General features: G+C 74.7%; 19 protein-coding genes. 12 read left to right on the top strand and 7 right to left on the bottom strand.

The features are described 5' to 3' along the window. Positions 1-93 precede the first annotated feature (93 nt). The 7 genes from RM555_RS13225 (at position 94) to RM555_RS13195 (ending at position 8,744) form a co-directional block, all read left to right on the top strand. Positions 94-2,613: a sensor histidine kinase gene (locus tag RM555_RS13225; RefSeq protein WP_311412013.1), complete on the top strand. Its 2,520-nt coding sequence runs from the start codon at positions 94-96 to the stop codon at positions 2,611-2,613. After that, on the top strand, positions 2,613-3,032 hold the full coding sequence (locus RM555_RS13220; protein ID WP_311412012.1) for a roadblock/LC7 domain-containing protein: 420 nt from the start codon (positions 2,613-2,615) through the stop codon (positions 3,030-3,032). Before RM555_RS13225 ends, RM555_RS13220 begins: the two co-directional genes overlap by 1 nt. Then, entirely contained in the window at positions 3,022-3,411 is a 390-nt protein-coding gene (locus RM555_RS13215) for a DUF742 domain-containing protein (RefSeq protein WP_311412011.1), read from the top strand. The genes RM555_RS13220 and RM555_RS13215 overlap by 11 nt, the downstream gene beginning before the upstream one ends. Continuing rightward, positions 3,392-3,994 carry a GTP-binding protein gene (locus RM555_RS13210; RefSeq protein WP_311412010.1) on the top strand — a complete coding sequence of 201 codons (603 nt, stop codon included), beginning with the start codon at positions 3,392-3,394 and terminating at the stop codon, positions 3,992-3,994. Before RM555_RS13215 ends, RM555_RS13210 begins: the two co-directional genes overlap by 20 nt. Before the next feature lie 113 nt (positions 3,995-4,107). Then, entirely contained in the window at positions 4,108-5,145 is a 1,038-nt protein-coding gene (locus RM555_RS13205; RefSeq protein ID WP_311412009.1) for a lactonase family protein, read from the top strand. Between the two features lie 143 nt (positions 5,146-5,288). Next, entirely contained in the window at positions 5,289-7,049 is a 1,761-nt protein-coding gene (locus RM555_RS13200; protein WP_311412008.1) for a substrate-binding domain-containing protein, read from the top strand. A gap of 213 nt (positions 7,050-7,262) precedes the next feature. Beyond that, positions 7,263-8,744: a sugar transferase gene (locus RM555_RS13195; RefSeq protein WP_311412007.1), complete on the top strand. Its 1,482-nt coding sequence runs from the start codon at positions 7,263-7,265 to the stop codon at positions 8,742-8,744. Between the two features lie 12 nt (positions 8,745-8,756). On the opposite strand, the gene RM555_RS13190 is transcribed toward RM555_RS13195, so the two are convergent. Then, positions 8,757-9,887, bottom strand: coding sequence for a PP2C family protein-serine/threonine phosphatase (locus tag RM555_RS13190; RefSeq protein ID WP_311412006.1), 1,131 nt, complete (start codon positions 9,885-9,887; stop codon positions 8,757-8,759). A gap of 96 nt (positions 9,888-9,983) precedes the next feature. Here RM555_RS13190 and RM555_RS13185 point away from each other — a divergent pair, with 96 nt between their 5' ends. Next, positions 9,984-10,517 (top strand): MarR family winged helix-turn-helix transcriptional regulator, encoded by a 534-nt coding sequence (locus tag RM555_RS13185; protein ID WP_311412005.1) that lies wholly within the window; start codon positions 9,984-9,986, stop codon positions 10,515-10,517. A gap of 77 nt (positions 10,518-10,594) precedes the next feature. Here the strand turns inward: RM555_RS13185 and RM555_RS13180 are convergent, their stop codons facing one another. Then, a complete protein-coding gene (locus RM555_RS13180) occupies positions 10,595-12,265 on the bottom strand; it encodes a PP2C family protein-serine/threonine phosphatase (RefSeq protein WP_311412004.1) in 1,671 nt (556 codons plus the stop codon). A gap of 127 nt (positions 12,266-12,392) precedes the next feature. Next, positions 12,393-13,658, bottom strand: coding sequence for an ROK family protein (locus RM555_RS13175; RefSeq protein ID WP_311412094.1), 1,266 nt, complete (start codon positions 13,656-13,658; stop codon positions 12,393-12,395). Between the two features lie 49 nt (positions 13,659-13,707). On the opposite strand from RM555_RS13175, the gene xylA reads away from it, so the two are divergent. From xylA to RM555_RS13155, 4 genes are all read left to right on the top strand, one after another. Then, positions 13,708-14,895, top strand: a complete 1,188-nt coding sequence (gene xylA / locus RM555_RS13170; protein WP_311412003.1) for a xylose isomerase — start codon at positions 13,708-13,710, stop codon at positions 14,893-14,895. 8 nt (positions 14,896-14,903) lie between these two features. Further along, entirely contained in the window at positions 14,904-16,355 is a 1,452-nt protein-coding gene (gene xylB / locus RM555_RS13165) for a xylulokinase (RefSeq protein ID WP_311412002.1), read from the top strand. Between the two features lie 40 nt (positions 16,356-16,395). Then, complete coding sequence (locus tag RM555_RS13160) at positions 16,396-17,499, top strand: DUF5925 domain-containing protein (protein ID WP_311412001.1); 1,104 nt, start codon at positions 16,396-16,398, stop codon at positions 17,497-17,499. A 63-nt stretch (positions 17,500-17,562) separates the two neighbouring features. After that, complete coding sequence (locus RM555_RS13155) at positions 17,563-18,987, top strand: MFS transporter (protein ID WP_311412000.1); 1,425 nt, start codon at positions 17,563-17,565, stop codon at positions 18,985-18,987. Between the two features lie 52 nt (positions 18,988-19,039). Here RM555_RS13155 and RM555_RS13150 read toward each other — a convergent pair whose 3' ends face one another. The 4 genes from RM555_RS13150 to RM555_RS13135 all read right to left on the bottom strand — a co-directional run bounded on the left by RM555_RS13150 (position 19,040) and on the right by RM555_RS13135 (position 23,903). Continuing rightward, on the bottom strand, positions 19,040-20,716 hold the full coding sequence (locus RM555_RS13150; RefSeq protein WP_311412093.1) for a glycoside hydrolase family 13 protein: 1,677 nt from the start codon (positions 20,714-20,716) through the stop codon (positions 19,040-19,042). 59 nt (positions 20,717-20,775) lie between these two features. After that, entirely contained in the window at positions 20,776-21,822 is a 1,047-nt protein-coding gene (locus RM555_RS13145; RefSeq protein ID WP_311411999.1) for a LacI family DNA-binding transcriptional regulator, read from the bottom strand. 61 nt (positions 21,823-21,883) lie between these two features. Continuing rightward, positions 21,884-22,852 carry a carbohydrate ABC transporter permease gene (locus RM555_RS13140; protein WP_311411998.1) on the bottom strand — a complete coding sequence of 323 codons (969 nt, stop codon included), beginning with the start codon at positions 22,850-22,852 and terminating at the stop codon, positions 21,884-21,886. 1 nt (position 22,853) lies between these two features. Continuing rightward, positions 22,854-23,903 (bottom strand): carbohydrate ABC transporter permease, encoded by a 1,050-nt coding sequence (locus RM555_RS13135; RefSeq protein ID WP_311411997.1) that lies wholly within the window; start codon positions 23,901-23,903, stop codon positions 22,854-22,856. Positions 23,904-23,939 lie beyond the last annotated feature (36 nt).

The following is a 23,939-nucleotide window of genomic DNA, read 5'->3' as shown; positions in this document are numbered from 1 at the left end:
CCTGCCCGGCACCGCGGGCCGGAACAGTCCGACCGCGACGCTGCCCGGCCGGCGCCGGCGCCCCCGCAGCCACACCTTTCGGGCGAGGTCTGATTGAACACCCGCGACTGGCCGATCCGCTCGAAGCTGACCGCATTGGTCGTCGTGCCGGTGACCGCGCTGCTGGCACTCTGGATCTTCGCCACCACGCTCACCTTCGGGCCCGCCCTCGATCTGCTCGCCGCCCGGACGCTCCTCTACGACCTCGGCCGTCCCGGTGAGACGGTGGTGGCCGAGCTGCAACGGGAACGACGGCTCTCGGTCGTGCAGTTGGCGGGCGACAGCGACGCGCCGGGGCTCGCCGAGCAGCGGCAGCGGACCGACCGGGCGATCGCGGAGCTGCGCCGGCGGGTCGGCGGGGAGGAGTTGCGCGACGCCGCCGACGACATCCTCGACGCCCGGCTCGACCAGCTGGTCACCGCGCTGGACGCGCTGCCCGCCGGGCGGGGGTTCATCGACCGGCGGGCGGTGGACCGGGCCGGCGCGGTCGGGCTCTACAGCGGAATGATCAATTCGGCCTTCCAGGCGTTCTCCGCGATGGCCAACCTGCCCGACCGGGACCTCAACCGGCAGGCCCTGGCCGTCACCGGGCTCGGCCGGTCCCGGGAGCTGCTCGGGCAGACCGACGCCCTGCTCGCCGGGGCGTTCACCGCCGGCCGGTTCGCCGACGGCGAGCACCTCCAGCTGGTGCAGACCGTCGGCAACCAGCGGTTCCTCGCCGAGACGGCGATCGCCGACCTGCCGGACGCCGAGCGCGCCGCGTTCCAGCGGCTGACCGAGGGGGCGGCCTTCGCCCGGTTGCGGGCGATGCAGGACGAGCTGGTGGGCGCCGGCTCCGCCACCCGGCCGACCGTGGACCCGAGGGCCTGGCAGGAGAACTACCAGGCGGCGCAGCAGGCGCTGCGGGAGTTCGAGCTGGCGCAGGCCGACGGGCTCGCCGAGCGGTCGGTGCCGTCGGCCGTACGCATCCTGGTCCGCCTCGGGGCCGCCGGGCTGCTGGGCCTGGCCGCCGTCGTGGTCTCGGTCCTCGTGTCGCTGCGGGTCGGCCGCAACCTCGCGCACCGGCTCTCCGGCGTACGCACAGCCGCGCTGGAGACGGCCGAGCACCGGCTGCCCGACGTGGTGGCCCGGCTGCGCCGGGGCGAGCAGGTCGACGTCGCCCGGGAGGCGCCCCCGCTGGAGTACGGCGGTGACGAGATCGGCCAGGTGGCGCGGGCGTTCACCGCGGTGCAGCGCACCGCCGTGCAGTCGGCCGTCGACGAGGTGACCCTGCGCCGGGGGCTCAACGAGGTGTTCCTCAACATCGCCCGGCGCAGCCAGGGGCTGGTGCACCGGCAGCTCGCGCTGCTCGACCGGATGGAGCGGCACACCGAGGACCCGGACGAGCTGGCGGAGCTGTTCCGCGTCGACCACCTCGCCACCCGGCTGCGGCGGCACGCCGAGGACCTGGTCATCCTGGCCGGCGCGGCCCCCGGGCGGGGCTGGCGCAACCCGGTCGCGACGGTCGACCTGGTCCGGGGCGCGATCTCCGAGGTCGAGTCGTACGACCGGGTCGACATCACCACGGTGGCACCCGCCGGCGTGCTGGGGCGGGCCGTCGGCGACGTGATCCACCTGCTCGCCGAGCTGATCGAGAACGCCACCGCGTTCTCGCCGCCGAAGACCCGGGTGGAGGTCTCCGGGCAGCACGTGGCGAACGGCTACGCGGTGGAGGTCACCGACCGGGGCCTGGGCATGTCCGCCGCCGCGCTGGAGGACACGAACCGGCGGCTGGCGCGCTCGCCCGACTTCGAGCCGTCCGAGACCGCCCGCCTCGGACACTTCGTGGTGGCCCGCCTCGCCGCCCGGCACGGGGTCCGGGTGCGGCTACGCCCGTCCGACGGCGGCGGGCTGACCGCCGTGGTGCTCATCCCCGCCGACCTGGTCACCGACGAGCCCGCCCTGCCCCCGACCGGCGGTCCGCCGGTGGCGCCCCGACCCGCCTCGACGCCGGAGGAGCGGCGGCTCACCCGGGCGAGCCGGCTGGGCACGCTGCCCCGCCCGGCCCGCTCCGGGCCCACCACGGCACGTTCCGCCGGGGCTCCGGCCTCCTCCCGCGCCGGGCACGCCGGCACCGGCCCCGCGCGGCCGGCCCCGGACGGCGCGGCCTCCGGTCCGGCCCCGGGCGGGGCGGCTGCCGGCGGTCCCGCCCCGGTCGACGCCGTCGGGGAGATCGACGGGCTGCCCCGTCGGGTACGCCGGCGGCCTCCGGCGGTCCGGCCCCGGCACCCGGGCCCGGACACGACCGGGGAGCACTCGTCCGCCGGGGACGCTCCGGGGCGGCGGTCCGCGCTGGACGGCCCGACGCTGCGGCAACCGCTGATCGCCGGCCCCGCCCCGCGCAGCCCGGAGGAGGCGCGGCGGATCATGTCCGCCCTCCAGGCCGGCACCGCCCGTGGCCGCGCGGCGGCCACCGGGACGACCCCGCGACAGGCCGCGCCCGCCGCCGACCCGCCGAGTGCGGACCCGAGCCCGACGCCGGCCGAGCAGCCGGTGGACACCGAACCCATGACCGCGACTGAGAGGGACGCCTGATGCATCCGACAAGGCAGAGCGCCGATCTCGACTGGTTGCTCGACGAGCTGGTGGAACGGGTGCCGCCCGCCCGACAGGCGGTGGTGCTCTCGGCGGACGGGCTGCTGATGGGCTCCTCCGCCGGGATGGACCGTGCCGACGCCGAGCACCTGTCCGCGCTGGCGTCCGGCTTCTCCAGCCTGGCCCGGGGCGCGAGCCGGCAGGTGGCCGGCGGGGCGGTCCGGCAGACCGTGGTGGAGATGGAGTCCGCGTACCTCTTCGTCACCGCTGCCGGGCAGGGCGCCTGCCTGGCCGTGGTCGCCGACGCGGACGCGGACATCGGCCTCGTGGCGTACGAGATGGCGATGCTCGTCACCCGGGTCGGGGAGTATCTCAGCGCCCCGGCCCGGACGACGGCGGGGACCGCCGATGCGGGCTGAGTCGCCCGGGCCGCAGCACGAGTGGCTGGACGACGACGCCGGCCCGGTCGTGCGGCCCTACACCCTCACCGGCGGCCGGGTCCGCTCGGGCGCGGTCGGCTTCGACCTGGTCGCGTACGTGCTGGCCGAGGCGGCCGCCGACCCGACCGTCCACCCGGAGCTGCACCCCGAGCACCGGCGCCTGGTGGCGCTGGCCGCCCGACCGGTCCCCGTCGCGGAGCTCGCGGTCGACCTCGACCTCGCGGTGGGCGTGGTCCGCGTGCTCCTCGGCGACCTGCTGTCGCGCGGGCTGGTCGCGGTGCACCAGCCGACGGCCGCCGCATACCTGCCCGACGACGACATCCTCAAGGCGGTGGTCAGTGGACTCCGTGCGCTATGACCGAACCGGATCCGACTCCCGGATCCCGCTCGCGTTGAAGATCCTGATCGCCGGGGGGTTCGGCGCCGGCAAGACGACGCTGGTGAGCGCGCTCAGCGAGGTCCGGCCGTTGCAGACCGAGGAGGTGCTGACCGGTGCCGGCATCGGCACCGACGACCTCTCCGGCGTCGAGGCGAAGTCGACCACCACGGTGGCGATGGACTTCGGCCGGATCACGATCAACGACGACCTCCAGGTCTACCTCTTCGGCACCCCGGGCCAGGACCGGTTCTGGTTCCTCTGGGACGAGCTGGCGTTCGGCGCGCTGGGGGCCGTGGTGCTCGCCGACACCCGCCGGCTGGCCGACTGCTTCCCGTCGATCGACTACTTCGAGCAGCGGGGCGTCCCGTTCGTGGTGGGGGTGAACTGCTTCGACGGCGCCCGCCGGTTCAGCCTGGAGTCCGTACGGCAGGCGCTGGACCTCGACCCCGACGTGCCGCTGGTGCTCTGCGACGCGCGGGACCGGCAGTCCGGCAAGGAGGTGCTGATCGCGCTGGTCGAGCACGTGGCCCGGCAGCGCGGCGAGCCCGTGCCGGCGGCCTGAGCCGGCGGCGGCCCGGCGGGCCGCCACGATTCGGTGGGGGTTTCGGGGCTAAGCGGGCGGCCCAGTGGGAACGCTGGTGGGATCGACGGAGGAATCGGCGGAAGGCGGACGCGGTGACAGGTCAGGGCGAGATCGTCCACATCGGCGGCTACACGACGCACAGCGGGGGCCGGGCCGCCGGCATCGTCGCGGCGCGGCGGGACCCCGTCTCCGGTGAGCTGACCCCGCTCGGCACCGTCGCGGTCACCCCCTCGCCCTCCTTCCTGGCCCGGCACCCGCGGCTGCCCGTGCTCTACGCGGTGAACGAGCTGCCCGAGGGACAGGTCAGCGCCTTCCGCGTCGGCGCCGACGGCGAGCTGACCCCGCTCGGCACCCGACCCACCGGGGGCGCGGAGCCCTGCCACCTGGCGGTCGTCCCGGACGGTGGCCACCTCGTGGTGGCCAACTACGGCGGCGGCAGTGTGACGGTGTTCCCGCTCGACCCCGACGGCGCGCCCGGCGAGCGCAGCGACCTGGTGCAGCACGAGGGGCACGGGCCGGACCGGGAGCGCCAGGAACGCGCGCACGCCCACATGGTGAACCCCGACCCGGGCCGGGGCCCGCTGCTCGCGGTCGACCTGGGCACCGACTCGATCTACCGCTACGACCTGGACGCGGCCTCCGGCCGGCTGGTACCCCGGGCACCCCGGGTACGCACGGCCGCCGGCGTCGGTCCCCGGCACCTGGCCCGGCATCCGGACGGGCGGCGCTGCTGGGTGGCGGGGGAGCTGGACGGTTCGGTCACCGCCTACGAGCTGACCGGCGACGGCGCGCTGCACCAGCGGGGCCGCGTCGAGGCCAGCGACCGCACCGGGCCCGTCCAGCCGTCGGAGATCGCGGTCGGCCCGGACGGACGCTTCCTCTACGTCGCCAACCGGGGAGTGGGCACCGTCGCGGTCTTCGCCGTCGCCGGCGAGCTGCCGGAGCTGGTCGCCGAGGTGGACACGGGCGGGGAGTGGCCGCGGCACTTCGCCCTGGCCGGGGAGCACCTCTACGTCGCCGACGAGCGGGCCGACATGATCCGGGTCTTCCGGGTGGACGCGGGCACCGGCGTCCCGGCTCCGGTCGGGGAGCCGGTGGCTGTGACGTCCCCCACCTGCGTGCTGCCCTGACCAGCCAACATGTCCGCGACATCGACGCGATGAGGCGGCATAATCACCCACCGTAGTAATTAGGTGATCAACTATTTCTTCTGCGTAACTTTCGTCCGAACGGCCCGTGGCAGTCGTCCCGACAGGTCCGCAAGATGGTCACCGTGTCAGCAGGCCGCCATCGCATGCGTACGAATTTCCACGCAGCCACCGCCGCCGCTGCCGTGGGCGTCCTCGCCGTCACGGCCGGCGGCTGGTTCGGCTACCAGCAGCTGGCGCAACCGAACTGCTCGGGCCGGACCGAGCTGTCCGTCGCGGTCGCGGCCGAGCTCGCCCCGGCGGTCGACGCCGCCGCCGCGCGCTGGGTGAAGGACGGTGCCGCGGTGGGTGGCACCTGCATCGCGGTGAACGTCACGGCGGCCGATCCGGTCGACGTGGCCGCGACGGTCGCCGCCAAGCACGGCGTCACCCTGGCCGGGGTGGGGCAGGCCAGCGGCACCTCGGTCAGCCCGGACGTCTGGGTGCCCGACTCCTCCACGTGGCTGCTGCGGCTCAAGACCGGTGGCGCCACCGCCTTCGAGCCGGGCAACGGGGCGTCCATCGCCCGCAGCCCGGTGGTCGTGGCGATGCCGGTGCCGATCGCCACCCGGCTCGGCTGGCCGCAGAAGAAGTTCAGCTGGACCCAGCTCCTGCAGCAGGTGCAGAGCGACAAGCCGTTGCGCACCGGGATCGTCGAGCCGACCCGCGACGCCGCCGGCCTGTCCGGCCTGCTCTCCCTGACGGCCGCCGCCAGCGCCTCCGGCGGCCCCGACGCGGAGAAGGAGAAGGTGGCCGCGCTGCGGGCGCTCGCCACCGACCGCTCGGCGCTGCGGCCGGACCTGCTCGCCCGGTTCCCCACCGCCTCGGATCCCACGACGATCGCGAGCAGCCTGGGTGCGGCGGCGCTCTCGGAAGAGGACGTGATCCAGTACAACAGCAAGAAGCCGCCGGTGCCGCTGGCCGCGCTCTACCTGGAGCCGGCGCCCGCGCCGCTGGACTACCCGTACGCGGTGCTGCCCGGCATCGAGCCGGCCAAGGCGGCGGCGGCGAGGGTGCTCTACGAGGTGCTCGTCACCGACGACTTCCGCGACCAGTTGGCGAGCCGGTCGCTGCGCGCGCCGGACGGCAACTGGGGCGAGGGCTTCGACGCGCCGCAGGGCGCACCCAGCCCGGCCGGCGGCGCGCCCGCCCCGCCGGCCAACGGCGGCGGATCGGCTCCGGGCGGGCTCGACCCGCAGGCCATGGAACGCGCCGTCTCCAGCTGGTCGATCGCCACCCAGTCCGGCCGGATGCTCGCCGTCATCGACGTCTCCGGGTCGATGAAGGAGAAGGTGGCCAACGCCGGCAACGCGACCCGGCAGCAGGTCACCGTCGAGGCGGCCCGGCGCGGGCTGAACCTCTTCGACGACTCCTGGTCGATCGGTCTCTGGACGTTCTCCACGCAGCTGGTGGGCGCCCGCGACCATCGGGAACTGCTCACCATCGGGCCGCTGTCCCGCCAGCGCGGCAAGCTGGAGCAGTCCCTGGGCTCGATCCGCTCGTCGAACGGCGACACCGGCCTCTACGACACCGTCCTGGCGGCGTACCAGGAGGTGCAGGACAACTGGGAGCCCGGCCGGGTCAACTCGATCGTGCTGTTCACCGACGGCAAGAACGAGGACTCCGACGGCATCACGCAGCAGAAGCTCCTGGCCGAGCTCAACAAGCTCAAGGACCCGGAGCGGCCGGTGCAGGTCGTGATCATCGGTATCGGCAGCGACGTGAGCAAGGCCGAGCTGAAGTCGATCACCGACGTCACCGGCGGAGGCGCCTTCGTCACCGAGGACCCGACCAAGATCGGCGACATCTTCCTCAAGGCGATCGCGCTGCGCAAGGCTCCGGCCTGAGCCGCAACGTAGCGCGGGGCGCACCCGCCGCACGGGATCCGGTGCCGTGGGCCCTTTCCCCGCAAGGGGTTCCTCGGGGAAAGTAGTGACGGTAATGCGTCCGAAGCAATCGGCGAGCGGGGTTGTCGGGGCACGATGTCCTGGTGCCCCTGCGGCCGGCCCGCGACCCGGGCCCGGCGTACGGGCCGTCGGCGACCGAAGTGGGGAGGGCCGGTGACCTCAGCGACGCTGTTGACCCCCGCCAGCACGTCGTCGAGACCGGACGCACCACGGCCAGGGCCGGCCCGCACCCGCGAGCGTGCCTACGTCCGCTCCCTGGTGGTGCTGGACACCACCGTCCTGACCATCGCCGTGCTCGTCGGGTACGTCGCCCGGTTCGGCGACGACGCCCCCGGCGGATCGAAGATCCCGTACGTCCTGGTCGCCCCCGGGCTGGTCCTCGCCTGGCTGGTCTCGCTGCGGGTGCTGCGCTGCTACGACGACCGCGTCCTCGGCTACGGCGCCGACGAGTACCGGCGGGTCGGCACCGCCAGCCTGCGCCTCGCCGGCGGCATCGCGATCGCCGGCTACATCGCCGACGTGGGCGTCTCCCGGGGATTCCTCGGCATCTCGTTCGCCGTCGGCATGCTCGGCCTGGAGGTGGCCCGGTTCGCTGCCCGCAAGCGGCTGCACCGGGCGCGCTCCGAGGGCGCCGGCTGGTCGCGCAAGGTGCTGGTGGTCGGCGACACCGCGCACGTGCTGGAGCTGGTGCACACCCTGCGGCGCGAGCCGTACGCGGGCTACCAGGTGGTCGGGGCCTGCATCCCGGACGCGCTGCTCGCCCCGGTCGCACAGCGGCTGGGCGACGTGCCGGTGGTCGGCTCGTTCCGGGGCATCCCCGAGGCGGCCACCGCCATCGGCGCGGACACCGTCGCGGTGACCGCCTCCGGCGAGCTGACCGCCACCCGCCTGCGCCGGCTGGGCTGGCAGCTGGAGGGCACCGGCATCGACCTGGTGGTGGCCCCGGCGCTCACCGACGTCGCCGGCCCGCGCATCCACACCCGGCCGGTCGCCGGCCTGCCGCTGATCCACGTCGAGGCGCCCGAGTTCCGCGGGGCCCGCAAGCTGGTCAAGGGCTTCGTCGACCGGGCCGTCTCGTCGGTGGCGCTGACGCTGCTGCTGCCGCTGCTGGCCGTCATCGCGCTGGCGATCAAGGTCGACAGCCGGGGGCCGGTGCTGTTCCGGCAGACCCGGGTCGGGCAGGGCGGGCGGGAGTTCGGCGTCTACAAGTTCCGCACCATGGTGGTCAACGCCGACGCCCTGCTGGCCGCGCTGGCCGCCCGCAACGAGACCGACGGCCTGATGTTCAAGATGCGCGACGACCCGCGGGTGACCCGCATCGGGCGGCTGCTGCGCAAGTGGTCGCTGGACGAGCTGCCGCAGCTGGTCAACGTCCTGCTCGGGCACATGAGCCTGGTCGGCCCCCGCCCGCCGCTGCCGTCGGAGGTGGCCCGCTACGACGGCGACGTGGCCCGCCGGCTGCTGGTCAAGCCGGGCATGACCGGCCTCTGGCAGGTGAGCGGCCGCTCCGACCTGAGCTGGGAGGACGGCATCCGGCTCGACCTCTACTACGTGGAGAACTGGTCGCTCGCGGCCGACCTGACGATCCTCTGGAAGACCTTCGGCGCGGTGGTCAACAGCCGCGGGGCGTACTGAGCGGCCGGACGCTCAGTCCTGCGGGCCCGTCCAGTCCAGGCACACCACCACCGCGTCGTCGGTCAGGTCGCCGGCGACGAACGCGCGCAGGTCGCCGATCAGCGAGCGGACGGCGTCCAGCGGCTCCATCGGTCCGGTCCGGCGCAGGAACCGGTCGAGCGCGGTCTCGCCGTACCGGACGTCCTGCCCGGTGGCCTCGATGACGCCGTCGCTGACCACGAAGAGCCGATCGTCGCGGCACAGCTCGAAGTGCTGCTCCCGGTAGTCGGTGGCCTCGAACATGCCGAGCGGGAACTGCGCTTCCAGCGGCAGCTCCCGGACCTGCCCGTCGCGCAGCAGCACGAGGCGGGGCGACCCGGCGTCGACCACGGTGAGGTGCCCCGAGCGCAGGTCCAGCTCCATCAGCAGCACCGCGAGGTGCTGGTCCCCGCGGTGCAGGTCGTAGACCGCCTGGTCGGCGAGGGCCGCCTGGTCGGCGAGGGCGAGCCCGGAACGGCGGGCGTTGCGCAGCGCGTGGGTGGTGAGCGAGGTGAGCATGGCGGCGGCCACCCCCTCACCCGTGCCGTTGATGGTCGCCAACCAGACCCGGCTGCCGTCGTCGGACCAGTCGAAGCTGTCGCCGCGCACCGTGTACGCCGGTTCCAGCTGCCCGGCGAGGCTGAACGACGGGCGGGTCCGGCTGCGGCCGGGAAGCAGCTCCCACTGCATCTCGGCGGCGAGGGTGAGCCGCCTGCTACGCCGCGCGCTCCGGTACACGTCCGTGCCGTTGGTGACCGCGGCGATCTCGTGGGCGAGCGCGGTGGCGATCTCCGTCAACTCGTCGAGGGCGGCCGGCCGGGCCGGCGAGGGGGTCACCACCAGCACGCCACGGCGTTCCCCGCGCATGGACACCGGGAGGTATCCGGTGCCGTCGGCGACGATCGGGGTCTGATGGTCGAAGCAGCGCCAGGCGGGATGCCCCGGCGCGGTGACGGGCTCGTCCCCGACGAGCGGCAGCAGCGCCGCCAGCCGGTAGTCGGCCTGGAGCAGTTCCACGCGGACGATCCCGTAGTCCGCGGCCAGGACGTCGGCGATCCGGTCCAGCAGCAGGTCGGCGGGCGCCTCGTTGAGGGCGCGCCGTGCCCGGTTGACCGGTTCGCTCATCATCGCTCCTTCGTCACGAGCCCAGACTTGGGGATTCGGAGTAGTCTCGGCCCCACCATGGCGGAACTGCACGGTCCCTCCGGACCCGAGACGAGTATGGCGGTCGAGCTCGACGCGGTGGCCGATGCCCTGCTGACGGTCTGGGAGGCCGCGCGGGAGCGGACGACCAGCCGGGTCTCCGGCGCGCAGTTGCGCGCGATCATGCTGGTCGAGCAGCACGAGGGGATCAACCTCCGCCGCCTCGCCACCGGGCTCGACATGCTGCTCTCCTCCGCCAGCCGGCTCTGCGACCGCCTGGTGGCGGCGGGCATGCTGGAACGGGAGCCCGGCCGGTTCGACCGGCGGGAGATCTCGCTGCACCTCACCCCGGAGTCCCGCCGGCTCCTCGCCGAGCTGCGGGACGACCGGCGCCAGCAGCTCGCGGCGATCCTCGCCGACATGACCGCCGAGGGGCGGCAGGCTCTCCTGCGAGGCATGCGGGAGTTCGACGAGGCGGCGCGGCACCGGAACGCCTCCGTGCAGTCCGTCGAGGCGGCCGGCCCCTGGCCGGCGGTGCCGCGGGAGCGCCCGGTCGGCATACCGGCGCAGGAGCGGCCGGGGAACGAGACGCGGGTGGCAAGGACGGCCTGACCCGGCCGGAGTGGGCCCGGGTTCCCGTCGACGGGGCCCGCCGAAGGACCGGGCGCGGCCCGCGACGGTTCGGCCGGTCAGGGCGCTGCCGCCGCCACGGCCAGCATCGCGATGTCGTCCTGGCTCTGCCCGTCGAGCCACTCGTCGACGGCATCGAGGAGCCGGTCGACCAGCGCGGCCGGGGCCAGCCCGGCGGCCGAGGCCAACGCCGCGCGCAGCCGTTCCTCGCCGAACATCTCCTGGCCGCCGGGGCCGCCGCGCGCCTCCACGACCCCGTCGGTGTACGCGAGCAGCAGCTCGCCAGGGCCGAGGCACAGCTCCGCCTCGGCGAACCGGGCGGCGGCCAGCGCGCCCACCGGCATCCCGCCGACCGCGACCGGGGCGACCCCACCGTCGGCCCGGACCAGCAGCGGGGACGGGTGACCGCCGCCGGCGATCCGGACGGTGCACCCGCCGCCGGGCGCGGCGTGGAGGGTGCCGAGCAGCAGGGTGGTGAACTGGCTGCGGCGGGCCGCGTCCGGGGAGTCGAAGAGCGCCTGGTTGAGCAGCCGCATCAACTCCAGCGGCCGCTGCTCGACCAGGCGCAGGGTCCGCAGGGACTGGCGGACCCGCCCGGTGAGGACGGCCGCGCCGACGCCCTTGCCGGCCACGTCCCCGAGGGCGAAGATCGCGCCCCGGGGGATGGGGAAGACGTCGTAGAAGTCGCCGCCGATGCGCAGCCGGTCCCCGGCCGCCCGGTACCCGCCGGCGAGGGTGGCGCCCGGCACGGCCGGCAGGTCGGGCGGGAGCAGGCTGTTCTGCAACACCCGGGCCAGGTGGACCTGTTCACCGTAGAGCTCGGCGGCGCCGAGGGCCGCGCCCGCGCGGGCGGCGAACTCCCGGGCCAGCTCGATGTCGCGCCGGGCGAAGCCGGCCCGCCCGGCGCGACGGACCAGCACCAGGGCGCCGGTGGTGCGTCCGGCGCCCCGCATGGGGCTGACCAGCACGGTGCCGGGCCGGCCGAAGCCGGGCGGAAGCACGGTGGACAGGCCGGCCGCCTCCTGGTCCGGCCACGGGGCCGGGTTGGCCGCGTGCCCGGCCAGCGCCTCGGCCAGGCCGGGCAGCGAGTCGGTCAGCGACCAGGTCGCCAGCCCCGTCGCCAGGGCGGGATCGACCCCGTCGTACCGGATCCAGTGCGGCTGACCCTCCGCGGGCGGGGGCGGCAGGTGGACCACCATGGCCAGGTCGGCCAGGTAGGGCACGGGCAGGGTCGTGGCGGTCCGCAGCGTCTGCTCGCGCTGGAGGGACAGCCCGAGGCGGCTGCCGGCCTGGGCGAGGAACGTCGTCCGGGACCGCTCGACGCTCAGCGCCTCGGTGCGCGTGTGTTCCTCGGTGACGTCCCGCACGTACCAGGCGTGCCGCCCGTCGGCCAGGTCGCGTCGTACGCCCCGCAGCCGGCGACCGCCGTGTTCGGCGTCGAAGCTGTCCGCCCCGGCCCCCGCCGCCCGGGCCATGGCCGGTATGGGGCAGGCGCGCAGGTCCGTGCCGGGCACGAGCTCGGGGAGCAGGGCGGTCGCCATCGCGTTGACCAGGGTCACCAGCCCCGCCCGGTCGGTCGTCACGACCGCCTCGGTGAGCCCGTCGAGCACCTCCCGCGTCAGCCGGGAGTCGACCGGGCGCGCGGGGCCGGGGGAGAGGCCGGAGCGGAGGCGGGCGGGCTGCCCGCCGTCGGCCGGGCGCGGGCCACCGCCCCCGGGAACGGTGGTCACCGCCGCTCGCCGGGCGCCCCGGTCGGTCGACCTGTGCGCATGCTGGTCGTGCTCTCCTCGGATGGGGGTCGTTGCCTTGGGACAAGCGTACCGAGGCGCGGCGACGCCGCCGTCGGGGGAATCCGGCTCAGGCCGCCCGGGCCAGCCAGCCGGCCGGGCGCGCCAGGATCCGGCGTACCACCGAACCGGCCCCGCCGACGGCCGCGGCGGGGGCGCCGAGGGACGCCGGCCGGACGGTGACCGGCGACCAGGCCGCGGTGAGCACCCGCCGGGAGATCTCGGCGAGCACCGGCGGGCGCAGCCACGGCGCCAGCGGGGCGTACCCGCCGCCGAGCACCACGGTGTCCAGGTCCAGCAGGTTCACCACGCCGGCGACGGCTACCCCCAGGGCGGTCCCGGCCTCGGCCAGGGCCCGCAGCGCGCCCGGGTCGCCGGCCCCGGCCAGCTCGGCCAGCCGGGTCGTCGCGGTGTCCGCCGGCAGGTCCGCGCCGGCGAGGCCGGCCGCGGCGAGGATCGCCTCCTGACCGGTGTACGTCTCCAGGCAGCCCCGCCCGCCGCACCGGCAGGGCGGGCCGTCGGGCCGGATCGGGAGGTGACCGATCTCCCCGCTCCAGCCGCGCGCGCCCCGGAACAGGGCGCCGTCGAGCACGATCCCGGCGCCGATGCCGACCTCGCCGGAGATGTGCAGGAAGCTGGCCCGGCCTGCCGGCCCGGCGTGCAGCTCGCCCAGCGCGGCGAGGTTGGCCTCGTTGTCGACCACCAGCGGCGGTACGCCGTCGACGTGCGCGGTCAGCGGCGGCCCCTCGGCGAGCAGCGCGGGGACGGGCACGTCGCGCCAGCCGAGGTTCGGCGCGAGGCGGACCAGGCCGGCGTCGTCGACCAGGCCGGGCACCGCGAGGGCCGCGCCTGCCAGGGTGAGCCCCTCGCGGGCAGCGTCGGCGCGGGCGCGGGCGGCCAGGTCGGCCAGCCGGGCCAGCGCCTCGGCGGGGGAGACGGGCCGCAGGTCGGCGCGGTGCACGGTGTGGTGGCGGACCCGGCCGGCGAGGTCGACCACGCAGGCGGCCAGGTAGTCGACGTTGACCTCCAGGCCGAGCCCGGCCGGGCCGTCCGTGGCGAGCACCAGGCCCCGCGAGGGCCGTCCCGCGCCGGTCCGGGGCGTCGGCTCCGCCTCGGCGACCAACCGGCCGGCGAGCAGGTCCTCCACCACGGCCGAGACGGTGGCCCGGGTGAGGCCGGTGCCGGCGGCCAGCTCGGCCCGGGACGGCGGGCGGTCGGCGGCGGCGATCCGGCCGAGCACCACGGCGAGGTTCCACTCGCGCAGGCTGCCCTGCCGCACCGGCCCGGGCGGGGCGTCGGGTCGGGTCACCCCTTGACAGTGCCACAGGCCGGCCAAATAATTCAACCACTGAACAAATAGAGGACGACACCACCGGAGGTCTGCCATGGCACCCCGTCCCACCCCAGCCGACAAGTTCTCCTTCGGCCTCTGGACGGTGGGCTGGCAGGCCCGCGACCCGTTCGGCGACGCCACCCGCCCCGAGCTGGACCCGGTCGAGGCGGTGCACCGGCTCGCCGAGCTGGGGGCGTACGGGATCACGTTCCACGACGACGACCTGGTGCCCTTCGGCGCGGACGCCGCCACCCGCGACCAGCACGTGGCCCGCTTCCGCAAGGCGCTCGACGAGACCGGCCTGGTGGTCCCGATGGTGACCACCAACCTCTTCACCCACCCGGTCTTCAAGGACGGCGGCTTCACCAGCAACGACCGCGACGTCCGGCGCTACGCGCTGCGCAAGGTGCTGCGCAACGTCGACCTCGCCGCGGAGCTGGGCGCCCGGACCTTCGTGATGTGGGGCGGCCGGGAGGGCGCCGAGTACGACCTCGCCAAGGACGTCCGGGCCGCGCTGGACCGCTACCGGGAGGCCGTCGACCTGCTCTGCCAGTACGTCGTCGACTCCGGCTACGACCTGCGCTTCGCCATCGAGCCCAAGCCGAACGAGCCGCGCGGCGACATCCTCCTGCCTACCGTCGGGCACGCCCTGGCCTTCATCTCCACCCTGGCCCGCCCTGAGCTGGTCGGGCTCAACCCGGAGGTGGGGCACGAGCAGATGGCCGGCCTGAACTTCGCCCACGGCATCGCCCAGGCGCTCTGGCAGGGCAAGCTGTTCCACATCGACCTCAACGGCCAGCGCGGCGTCAAGTACGACCAGGACCTCGTCTTCGGCCACGGCGACCTGCTGAACGCGTTCGCCCTGGTCGACCTGCTGGAGCACGGCGGCCCCGGCGGCGGGCCCGCCTACGACGGCCCCCGGCACTTCGACTACAAGCCCTCGCGCACCGAGGACATGACCGGCGTCTGGGCGTCGGCGGAGGCGAACATGCGCACCTACCTGCTGCTCAAGGAGCGGGCGGCGGCGTTCCGGGCGGACCCGGAGGTCGCCGAGGCGCTGGCCGCGAGCCGGGTCGTTGAGCTGGCGACGCCGACGCTGGCGCCGGGCGAGGGCCACGCCGAGCTGCTCGCCGACCGCTCCGCGTTCGAGGAGTTCGACGTCGACACCGCCGCCGCGAAGGGCTTCGGCTTCGTCCGGCTCAACCAGCTCGCCGTCGAGCACCTGCTCGGCGCCCGCTGAGGCCGGCGATGGCGATCGTCGCGGGGGTCGACTCCTCGACCCAGTCCTGCAAGGTCGTCGTCCGGGACGCGGAGACCGGCGCCCTGCTCCGGCAGGGCCGGGCGCCGCACCCGGACGGCACCGAGGTCGACCCCTCGGCGTGGTGGTCCGCGCTGGGCGCGGCGGTCGACGCCGTCGGCGGGCTGGCCGACGTGGCGGCGGTCTCCGTCGCCGGCCAGCAGCACGGCATGGTGTGCCTCGACGAGGCGGGCGACGTGGTCCGGCCGGCGCTGCTGTGGAACGACACCCGCTCCGCCGGGGCCGCCGCCGAGCTGGTCGAGGAGGCCGGCGGCGGGGAGGCCGGCCGCCGGTTCTGGGCCGACGCGGTGGGCAGCGTGCCGGTCGCCAGCTTCACCGTCACCAAGCTGCGCTGGCTGGCCCGGCACGAGCCGGAGCGCGCGGCCCGGGTGGCGGCGGTCTGCCTGCCGCACGACTGGCTGACCTGGCGGCTGGCGGGCGCGCCGGGGCTGGCCGCGCTGCGTACCGACCGGGGCGACGCCAGCGGCACCGGCTACTGGTCCCCGGCCACCGGCGACTACCGCCTCGACCTGCTGGAGGGGGCGTTCGGCCGGCGCCCGCACGTGCCGGCCGTGCTCGGCCCGGCGGAGCCGGCGGGCACCGTACGCCCCGACGCCCTGCGGGGCCTGCCCGCCGACGGGGCGGTGCTCGGTCCCGGCACGGGAGACAACGCCGCCGCCGCGCTCGGCGTCGGCGCGGGTCCGGGCGACGTGGTCGTCTCGATCGGCACCTCCGGCACCGTGTTCAGCGTCGCCGACGCCCCGGCCGCCGACCCGGGCGGCACGGTCGCCGGCTTCGCCGACGCCACCGGCCGCTTCCTGCCCCTGGTCTGCACCCTCAACGCGGCGCGGGTGCTCGACGCCGCGGCGGCGATGCTCCGGGTCGACCTGGACGAGCTGGCCCGGCTGGCGCTCTCCGCCCCCGCCGGCGCGGACGGGCTGGTCATGGTGCCCTACCTGGAGGGCGAGCGGACGCCCGACCGGCCACTGGCGTCCGGGGCCGTGCACGGGCTGACCCTGCGCACCTCGACGGCCGCCCACCTGGCGCGCGCCGCCGTCGAGGGGTTGCTCTGCGCCCTCGCCGACGGCCTCGACGCGCTCACCGCCCAGGGCGCCGCCGTGCGCCGGGTGATCCTGGTCGGCGGGGGCGCCCGCTCGGCGGCGGTGCGCCGCATCGCGCCGCAGGTCCTCGGCGTGCCGGTGGTCGTCCCGCCGCCCGGCGAGTATGTCGCCGACGGCGCCGCCCGCCAGGCCGCCTGGGTCGCCCTGGGCGGCGCGGCGCCCCCCACGTGGTCCGTCCACGGCACCGAGGAGTACGCCGCCGCCCCCGTCCCCGCCATCCGGCAGCGGTACGCCGCCGCCCGCGAGCACTTCCTCGACCGGGTCGACGCCGTGGCGGGGTAAAGGACTGTACGGGCGCGCCCCGGCTCGCGATCATCGACGGATGCGAACCACCCACGAAGCGGACGAGGCGCCCGGCACCGGCATTCCCTCAATGCTCCAGTACGACGACGCGGACACCCCCTGCGACGTCATCGACGCGCTGGTCCTGGCGGACTTCGTCACCGGCCGCCACCCGTGGTCGCACACCGTCCGGCTCTCCCGGGTGCGTCCCGACGCGCCGCTGACCGCCCCGGACGGGCGACTGCTCCGCACGGCGGTGGAGAACCGCCAGCTGTCCCGCCTGCTGGCCGGCGACGGCTGGACGGCCCGGGTGGTCACCTGGAAGGGGCGCGGCGCGGAGGTGACGGTCACGGCGGTCTCCGAGGAGGTGGGCCGGCCGGCCCTGGACCGGATCGTCGACGGCGCCGCCGAACCGGAGGATCCGGGCGCCGGCCGGATCGGCTTCTGGCACCAGAACCCCCGCCGGGGCAGCCAGCGCGACGTACGCTCCATCGCCGCGCCGGAGTGGGCGGCGATCCGGCCGAACTACGCCGCGGCGGCACGCGACGCGCTCGACGAGCTGATGGCGACCACCCCGGAGCGCCTCTCCGGTCGGCTGGTGCTGCTGCACGGGGCGCCCGGGACGGGAAAGACCACCGCGCTGCGTGCCCTCGCCCGCCAGTGGCGCGACTGGTGCCAGGTCGACGCCGTGCTCGACCCGGACGTGCTCTTCGCGGACACGGCGTACCTGTCCGAGGTGGCGGTCGGGGACGAGGACGGCGAGCCGGGGACGGGCCGCCGGTGGCGGCTGCTCATCCTGGAGGACTGCGACGAGCTGATCCGGGGCGAGGCGAAGCAGGCCGCCGGGCAGGCCCTGTCCCGGCTGCTCAACCTCACCGACGGGCTGCTCGGGCAGGGGCGCGACGTGCTCGTCGCGATCACCACGAACGAGGACCTGTCCCGGCTGCACCCGGCCGTGGTCCGCCCGGGGCGCTGCCTGGCCCGCATCGAGGTGGGCCCCCTGTCGTACGAGGAGGCGACCGGGTGGCTGGGCACGGCGGCGGGGGTGCCGCCCCAGGGCGCGACCCTCGCCGAGCTGTACGCGCTGCGGGCGGGCACGCCGGCCGCGCCCGCCGCCCCGCCCGCGATCGGCGGCTATCTCTGAGCGCCCCCGGCGCGCCCGCGCGTCGTCACCCGCTCGTGACCTGATCCTGGTTGGCTGCCGCACATGACCTTGACCAGGGGCGGGCCGGCGCGGGCCCGGGGCGGGACGCCCGCGCACCGGTTCTACAGCGTCGTGGTCTTCGTGCTGCTCGCCTCGCTGGACAACGTGGCGATCGGTCTGGTGCCCCCGCTGTACGGGCCCATCTCCGCCGCCTTCGACGTGCCGCAGCGGCTGCTCGGCCTGGTCACCGCCGTGAGCTTCCTGGCCAGCGCGGTGGCCGCGGTGGGCTGGGCTTACGTGGGCGACCGCGCGAACCGCAAGCCGCTGCTGATGGTCGGCACCCTCATCTGGGCGCTGGGCACGGGCGGCAGCGCGGTCGCGGCGAACTATCCCGCCTTCCTGGCGGCGCAGATGCTGGCGGCGGTCGGCCTGGGCGCGGTCGGGTCGGTCGGCTTCTCGGTCGTCACCGACCTGATCTCGCCCCGCCGCCGGGGGCTGGTGATGAGCTTCTGGGGGCTGTCGCAGGGCGTCGGCACGCTCGCCGGCACGCTGGTCGGCGGGCTGCTGGGGGCCGCCGACTGGCGACGCCCCTTCCTGCTGCTGACCGTGGTCGGCGTCGCGGCGACCGTTGCCTACCTGTTCACCTACGACATCCGGCGCGGGCAGAGCGAGCCGGAGTTGGCCGACGCGCTCGCCACCGGCGCGGAGTACGACTACCGGATCAGCCGGGCGGACCTGCCGAGGATCCTCGGCCGGCGGACGAACCGCTGGCTGATCCTCCAGGGCCTCACGGCCCAGGCGGCCTTCGGGTCGCTGGTCTGGCTGCCGGTGCTCTTCGCCGAGCGGGCCGAGGACCAGGGCTACACCGCCGCCACCGCCGTGGTCGTGGGCAGCGTCTTCGCCACCCTGTTCCAGCTCGGCGGGGTGCTCTCCATCGTGGGCGGGCTGGTCGGCGATGCGCTGCAACGGCGTACGCCCCGGGGCCGGGCCCTGGTCGCGGCGGTCGGCATCCTCGCGGCGCTGCCGTTCTACCTGGCGCTCTTCTTCGTGCCGGTACGCATCGACGTGCCGGACGGCGCCGGCGCCGGCGCGGTGGTGCGGGCGGTGCTGACCAGCGTGTTCACCGAGCCGACGGTCGGGCTGAGCCTGCTCACCGCCGTCGTGGCGCTGGCGCTCACCTCGGCCAACTCGCCGAACTGGTTCGCACTGATCGCCGACGTCAACCCGCCCGAGCACCGGGGCACCGTCTACAGCCTCGGCAACCTGGTCAACGGCGTCGGCCGGGCGGCCGGAAACGGGCTGGTGGGGGTGGCCTTCCACGGCCTGCGGGCGGCCTTCCCGCCGCCGCTGAACTACGCCGTCGGGCTGGCGGCCTTCCAGCTCTTCTTCATCCCGACGGGCGTCATGTACTGGCTGGCCTCGCGGACCTCGCCGGGCGACATCGACGACGTCCGGGACCTGCTGCACGACCGCGCCGAACGGCTGTAAGGAAGGGCACCTTCCTAACGCATAGCGTTAGGAAGGTGCCCTTCCTTACACCTCAGGCCGGGCGGACCCAGACCGTCACGTCGGTGGGCACGGCGCCGTCGGCGTCCAGCGGGGCGCTGGCGTGCACCAGCTCGGACCCGGCGGGCAGCGGCACGGCGGCGTCGCCGAAGTTGGTCAGCACGGTCAACCCCCCGTTGCGGAACGAGAGCACCTCGTCGCCGGAGGCGAGCCACTCCAGCGGGCCCTCGCCGAGCCGGTGCTCGCGGCGCAGCCGCAGCGCCGTCCGGTACAGCTCGTACGTCGAGCCGGGCGTGTCCCGCTGCCGGTCCAGGGCGTACTCCGCCCAGAGCGACGGCTGCGGCAGCCAGCTCGCGTCGGTCGGCCCGAAGCCGTACGAGGGGGCGTCGGCCTCCCACGGGATCGGCACCCGGCAGCCGTCGCGACCCCGTTCGGTGTGCCCGCTGCGCGCCCAGGTCGGGTCCTGCCGGGCCTCGTCGGGCATCGTGGTGTGCTCCGGCAGGCCCAGTTCCTCGCCCTGGTAGAGGTAGGCCGAGCCGGGCAGGGCGAGCATCAGCAGGGTGGCCGCCCGGGCCCGGCGCAGGCCGAGCGCGGCGTCCGGCTGCGGGTCGCCGATGCCGATGCCGTTGGGCCGCTTGCCGCCGACCGGCAGCCCCAGCCGGGAGGCGTGCCGGACCACGTCGTGATTGGAGAGCACCCAGGTGGTCGGGGCGCCGACGGCGTCGGTGGCCTCCAGCGAGCGGGTGATCACCGCGTACTGGGCCGGGGCGGTCCACGCGGCCAGCAGGTACTCGAAGTTGAACGCCTGGTGCATCTCGTCCGGGCGGACGTAGCGGGCCAGTCGCTCGGCCGGCTCGACCCACGCCTCGGCGACCAGGATCCGCTCGTCCGGGTAGCCGTCCAGCACGCGCCGCCAGTCCCGGTAGATGTCGTGCACGCCCTCCTGGTCCCACATCGGCGGGCGCGGCTTGTCGATCTCCTGACCGGAGAGGATCTCCTGCGGCTCCTGCCAGTCCGCCAGGTCGGCCTGCTTGATCAGGCCGTGCGCCACGTCGACGCGGAAGCCGTCGACGCCGCGGTCCAGCCAGAACCGGAGCACCTCCAGGAACTCCTCCCGGACCTCGGGGTTGTCCCAGTTGAGGTCGGGCTGACCCGAGTCGAACAGGTGCAGGTACCACTGGCCGGGGCGACCGTCGGCCCCGGTGACGCGGGTCCAGGCCGGCCCGCCGAAGACGCTCTGCCAGTCGTTCGGGGGCTGCGCGCCGTCCGGCCCCCGGCCGTCGCGGAAGACGTAGCGGTCGCGCTCCGGGCTGCCGGGGGCGGCGACGAGCGCCGCGGCGAACCACTCGTGCGCCGACGACGTGTGGTTGGGCACCAGGTCGACGATGACCCGCAGCCCGCGCGAGTGCGCCCCGGCGATCAGCCGGTCGGCGTCGGCGAGGGTGCCGAAGAGCGGATCCACGTCCCGGTAGTCGGCGACGTCGTACCCGGCGTCGGCCTGCGGCGACGGGTAGAACGGCGACAGCCAGAGCGCGTCCACGCCCAGTTCCACGAGGTGGTCCAGGCGGGCGGTGATGCCGGGCAGGTCGCCGATCCCGTCGCCGTCGGAGTCGGCGAAGGAGCGCGGGTAGACCTGGTAGATGGTGGCCCTGGTCCACCAACCGGTGGCCGGGCCGGCAGGCGTGTCCTGGTGCGTCGGGTTGCTGTTCAGGGCCTTCTCCCGTGTGTCGAGCCGGACGGTCGGATGCTGCCGGGCGTCGCCGGTTCCCGTTAGTGTGCCCGGGGTGGTGCGGTCGATTCACGCACGATCAGCCGAGTGGGCAGGATCACCGGCGATCCCGGCGTGTCGAGATAGGGGGTGCTCCCCGGCGGCAGCGCCCGGCCGTGCAGCGGGTCGAGCAGGATCCGCGTGGCGAGCCGGCCCTGCTCCGCCGCCGGCTGGGCGATCGTGCTCAGCCCGAGGACGCTGGCCAGGTCGTGGTCGTCGACGCCGATCACGCTGACGTCCTGCGGCACCCGCAGGCCGGCGTCGCGCAGCGCGGTCATCGCCCCCATCGCCATCTCGTCGCAGGCCGCGAAGATGGCCGTCGGCGGGTCGCCGCGCCGGAGCAGTTCCTCGGTGGCCCGCGTACCGCCGCTGATCGTGAACTGCGACTCGACGTCCAGGCTGGGGTCCGGCTCGATCCCGGCCTCGCACAGCGCCTCCCGGTAGCCGCGCCGCCGGTCGAGGTGGGTGGTGTAGGCCAGTTCGTCGTCCGGGTCGCCGGTGATGTGGGCGATCCGGCGGTGACCCAGGTCGAGCAGGTGCCGGGTGGCGGTCCGCGCGACACCCACGTCGTCGATGCGTACGCAGGGCCAGCCGGGCACCACCGTGCCGGAGCTGAGGGTCACCCCGGGGAGCTTCAGCCTGCCCAGGGCGGTCAGGTCGGTGGGCCGCAACGGCGTGGCGACCAGCATGATCGCGTCGACGCGCTTGTGCAGGTCGGCGGTGCGCAGCACCCGGGCACGCACCTGCTCGCGCCCGCCGAGGTTGTAGAGCAGCAGGTCGTAGCCCGCCTGCTGGAGAATGTCCTCGACCGCCTCGACCACGGTGCCGAAGAACCACCGGGTGATGCGGGGGACGACGACGGCGACCGTGCCGGTGCGCCCGCCGGCCAGCCGCGAGGCGCTCGGCGAGACGGCGTACTCCAACTGCTCGGCCGCCGCGAGCACCCGGCGCCGGGTCGCGGCCGAGACCGTCGGCAACCCTCGCAGCGCCCGGGACACGGTGGCGGTGGAGACCCCGGCCAGGCGTGCGACATCATCGATCCTCGTCACGCTACCCCCCCGCTCCGCGCAGCTCCGCCGCCGCCGGGTCACCGGCGGCGGCGGAGACGCCTCAGCCCTTGACGCTTCCGGCGAGCAGGCCGCGCACGAAGTAGCGCTGGAGGGACAGGAAGACGATCAGCGGTACGACGATCGAGACGAACGCGCCGGCGGTGAGCCGCTGCCACTCGTTGCCCCGGGTGCCGGCCATCTCGGCCAGCCGGACGGTGAGCGGGGCGGTCTCGTCGCCGCCACCCGCGAAGATCAGCGCGACCAGCAGATCGTTCCAGACCCAGAGGAACTGGAAGATGCCGATCGCGGCCAGCGCCGGGGTGATCAGCGGCAGCACGATGCTACGGAAGATCTTCGGGTGGGTGGCCCCGTCGACCCGGGCCGACTCCATCAGCTCTCCGGGCAGCTGCGACATGAAGTTATGCAGCAGGAAGACGGCGAACGGCAGCGCGAAGCAGGTGTGCGCGAACCACACCTGCGCGAACTTCTGTTCGTCGACCAGGTCCCAGGCCGGCAGGACGGTGATCCCGCCGACGGTGACCCCGGTGGAGAAGAACTTCAGCAGCGGCACCAGGGCCATCTGCAGCGGCACGATCTGTAACGCGAAGATCGCGATGTAGAGCCAGTCCCGGCCCCGGAAGTTGATCCAGGCGAGCGCGTACGCGGCCAGGGCCGCGAAGGCGATCGGGAAGAGCACCGACGGGATGGTGATCGCCAGCGAGTTGATGAAGTAGCTGGCGAGCTGCCCGGACGACGAGGAGCGCCCGAACAGCACCTCCTGGTAGTTCTCGAGGGTGAACGACGGGCTGGTGAAGAAGTTCCACCACCCGCTGCTCTTGATCTCGTCCTCCGGCCGGATCGAGGAGACGAACAGGCCGAAGGTGGGGATGGTCCAGAACACCGCGATGACGATCGAGACGACGGTCGCGGTACGGCTGTTCAGCCGCCTGCGGACCCGCCCGGCGGTGCTGGTGCCCCGGCCGCCGGTCTTCTGGGTGCCGGCGGCGACGGTGGGCGTCGCGGTGGTCATCTCAGCCCTCCCGCTGCTGACGGATGTTGCGGATCTGGTAGATCACGATCGGGATCACCAGGACGAACAGGAAGACCGCCAGGGCCGAGCCCTGCCCGTTCTCGCCGTAGCGGAACGCCTGGTTGTACATCTCGTTGGCGATCACGCTGGTGTCGTAGTTGCCGTTGGTGGACGTCCGGACGATGTCGAAGACCTTGAGGGTGGCGATCGACAGCGTCACCACGACCACGATCAGCGCCGGCCGGATGCTCGGCATGGTGATCTGCCAGAACATCTGCCACGGGGTGACCCCGTCGAGCCGGGCGGCCTCCACGATGTCGGCGGGGATCGCCTTGATCGCGGCGGAGAGCACCACCATCGCGAAACCGGCCTGGATCCAGACCATGATCACGATCAGCAGCAACGTGTTCAGCGGTGAGTCGAGCAGCCACTGCTTCGGCTCGCCACCGAGGCTGACCACGATCTGGTTGAGCAGACCGATCTGCTCCTGCCCGTCGCCCCGGTAGGCGTAGACGAACTTCCAGATGATGCTGGCGCCCACGAAGGAGATCGCCATCGGCAGGAAGATCAGCGACTTGGCGACCGCCTCGAACCGGGCCTTGTCCACCAGCACGGCGTAGACCAGGCCGAACGTGGTGGCCACCAGCGGGACGAGGAGCACCCAGATCAGAGTGTTGAGCAACACCCGGACGATGGAGTCCTCGGAGAACATCCAGCCGTAGTTGCGCAGCCCTACCCAGTCGTCGCTGCCCTGGTCCATGAACGACAGCAGCACGGTGCGGACCGCCGGGACCACCAGCCCGATGGCGAGCAGCAGCAGCGTGGGCAGCAGGAAGAAGAGCGCGAAGACACCCTCGCGCGGCTTGCGCCGGCGGGGCATCGGGGCGCCGCTCGCGGAGGCAGCGACGAGCTGCGCCTCCCGGCGGCGGGCGAACCAGGCCGGCACCACGTCGAGGAGCAGGAGCAGACCGCCCACCACCGCGACGAAGGCGACCAGCCCGTACATCAGCATGAGGAACTTCGGCTGTTCCGCAGCGAAGTCGAACTCCATCGACCCTCCCAGGTCCTTGACCGGCCGGTGGGCCGG

Source organism: Micromonospora reichwaldensis (genome assembly GCF_031845925.1).
GTDB classification, from domain to species: Bacteria; Actinomycetota; Actinomycetes; order Mycobacteriales; family Micromonosporaceae; genus Micromonospora; species Micromonospora reichwaldensis.
Note: the sequence above shows the minus strand (reverse complement) of the source record. Positions and strands in the feature narration are given on the sequence as shown.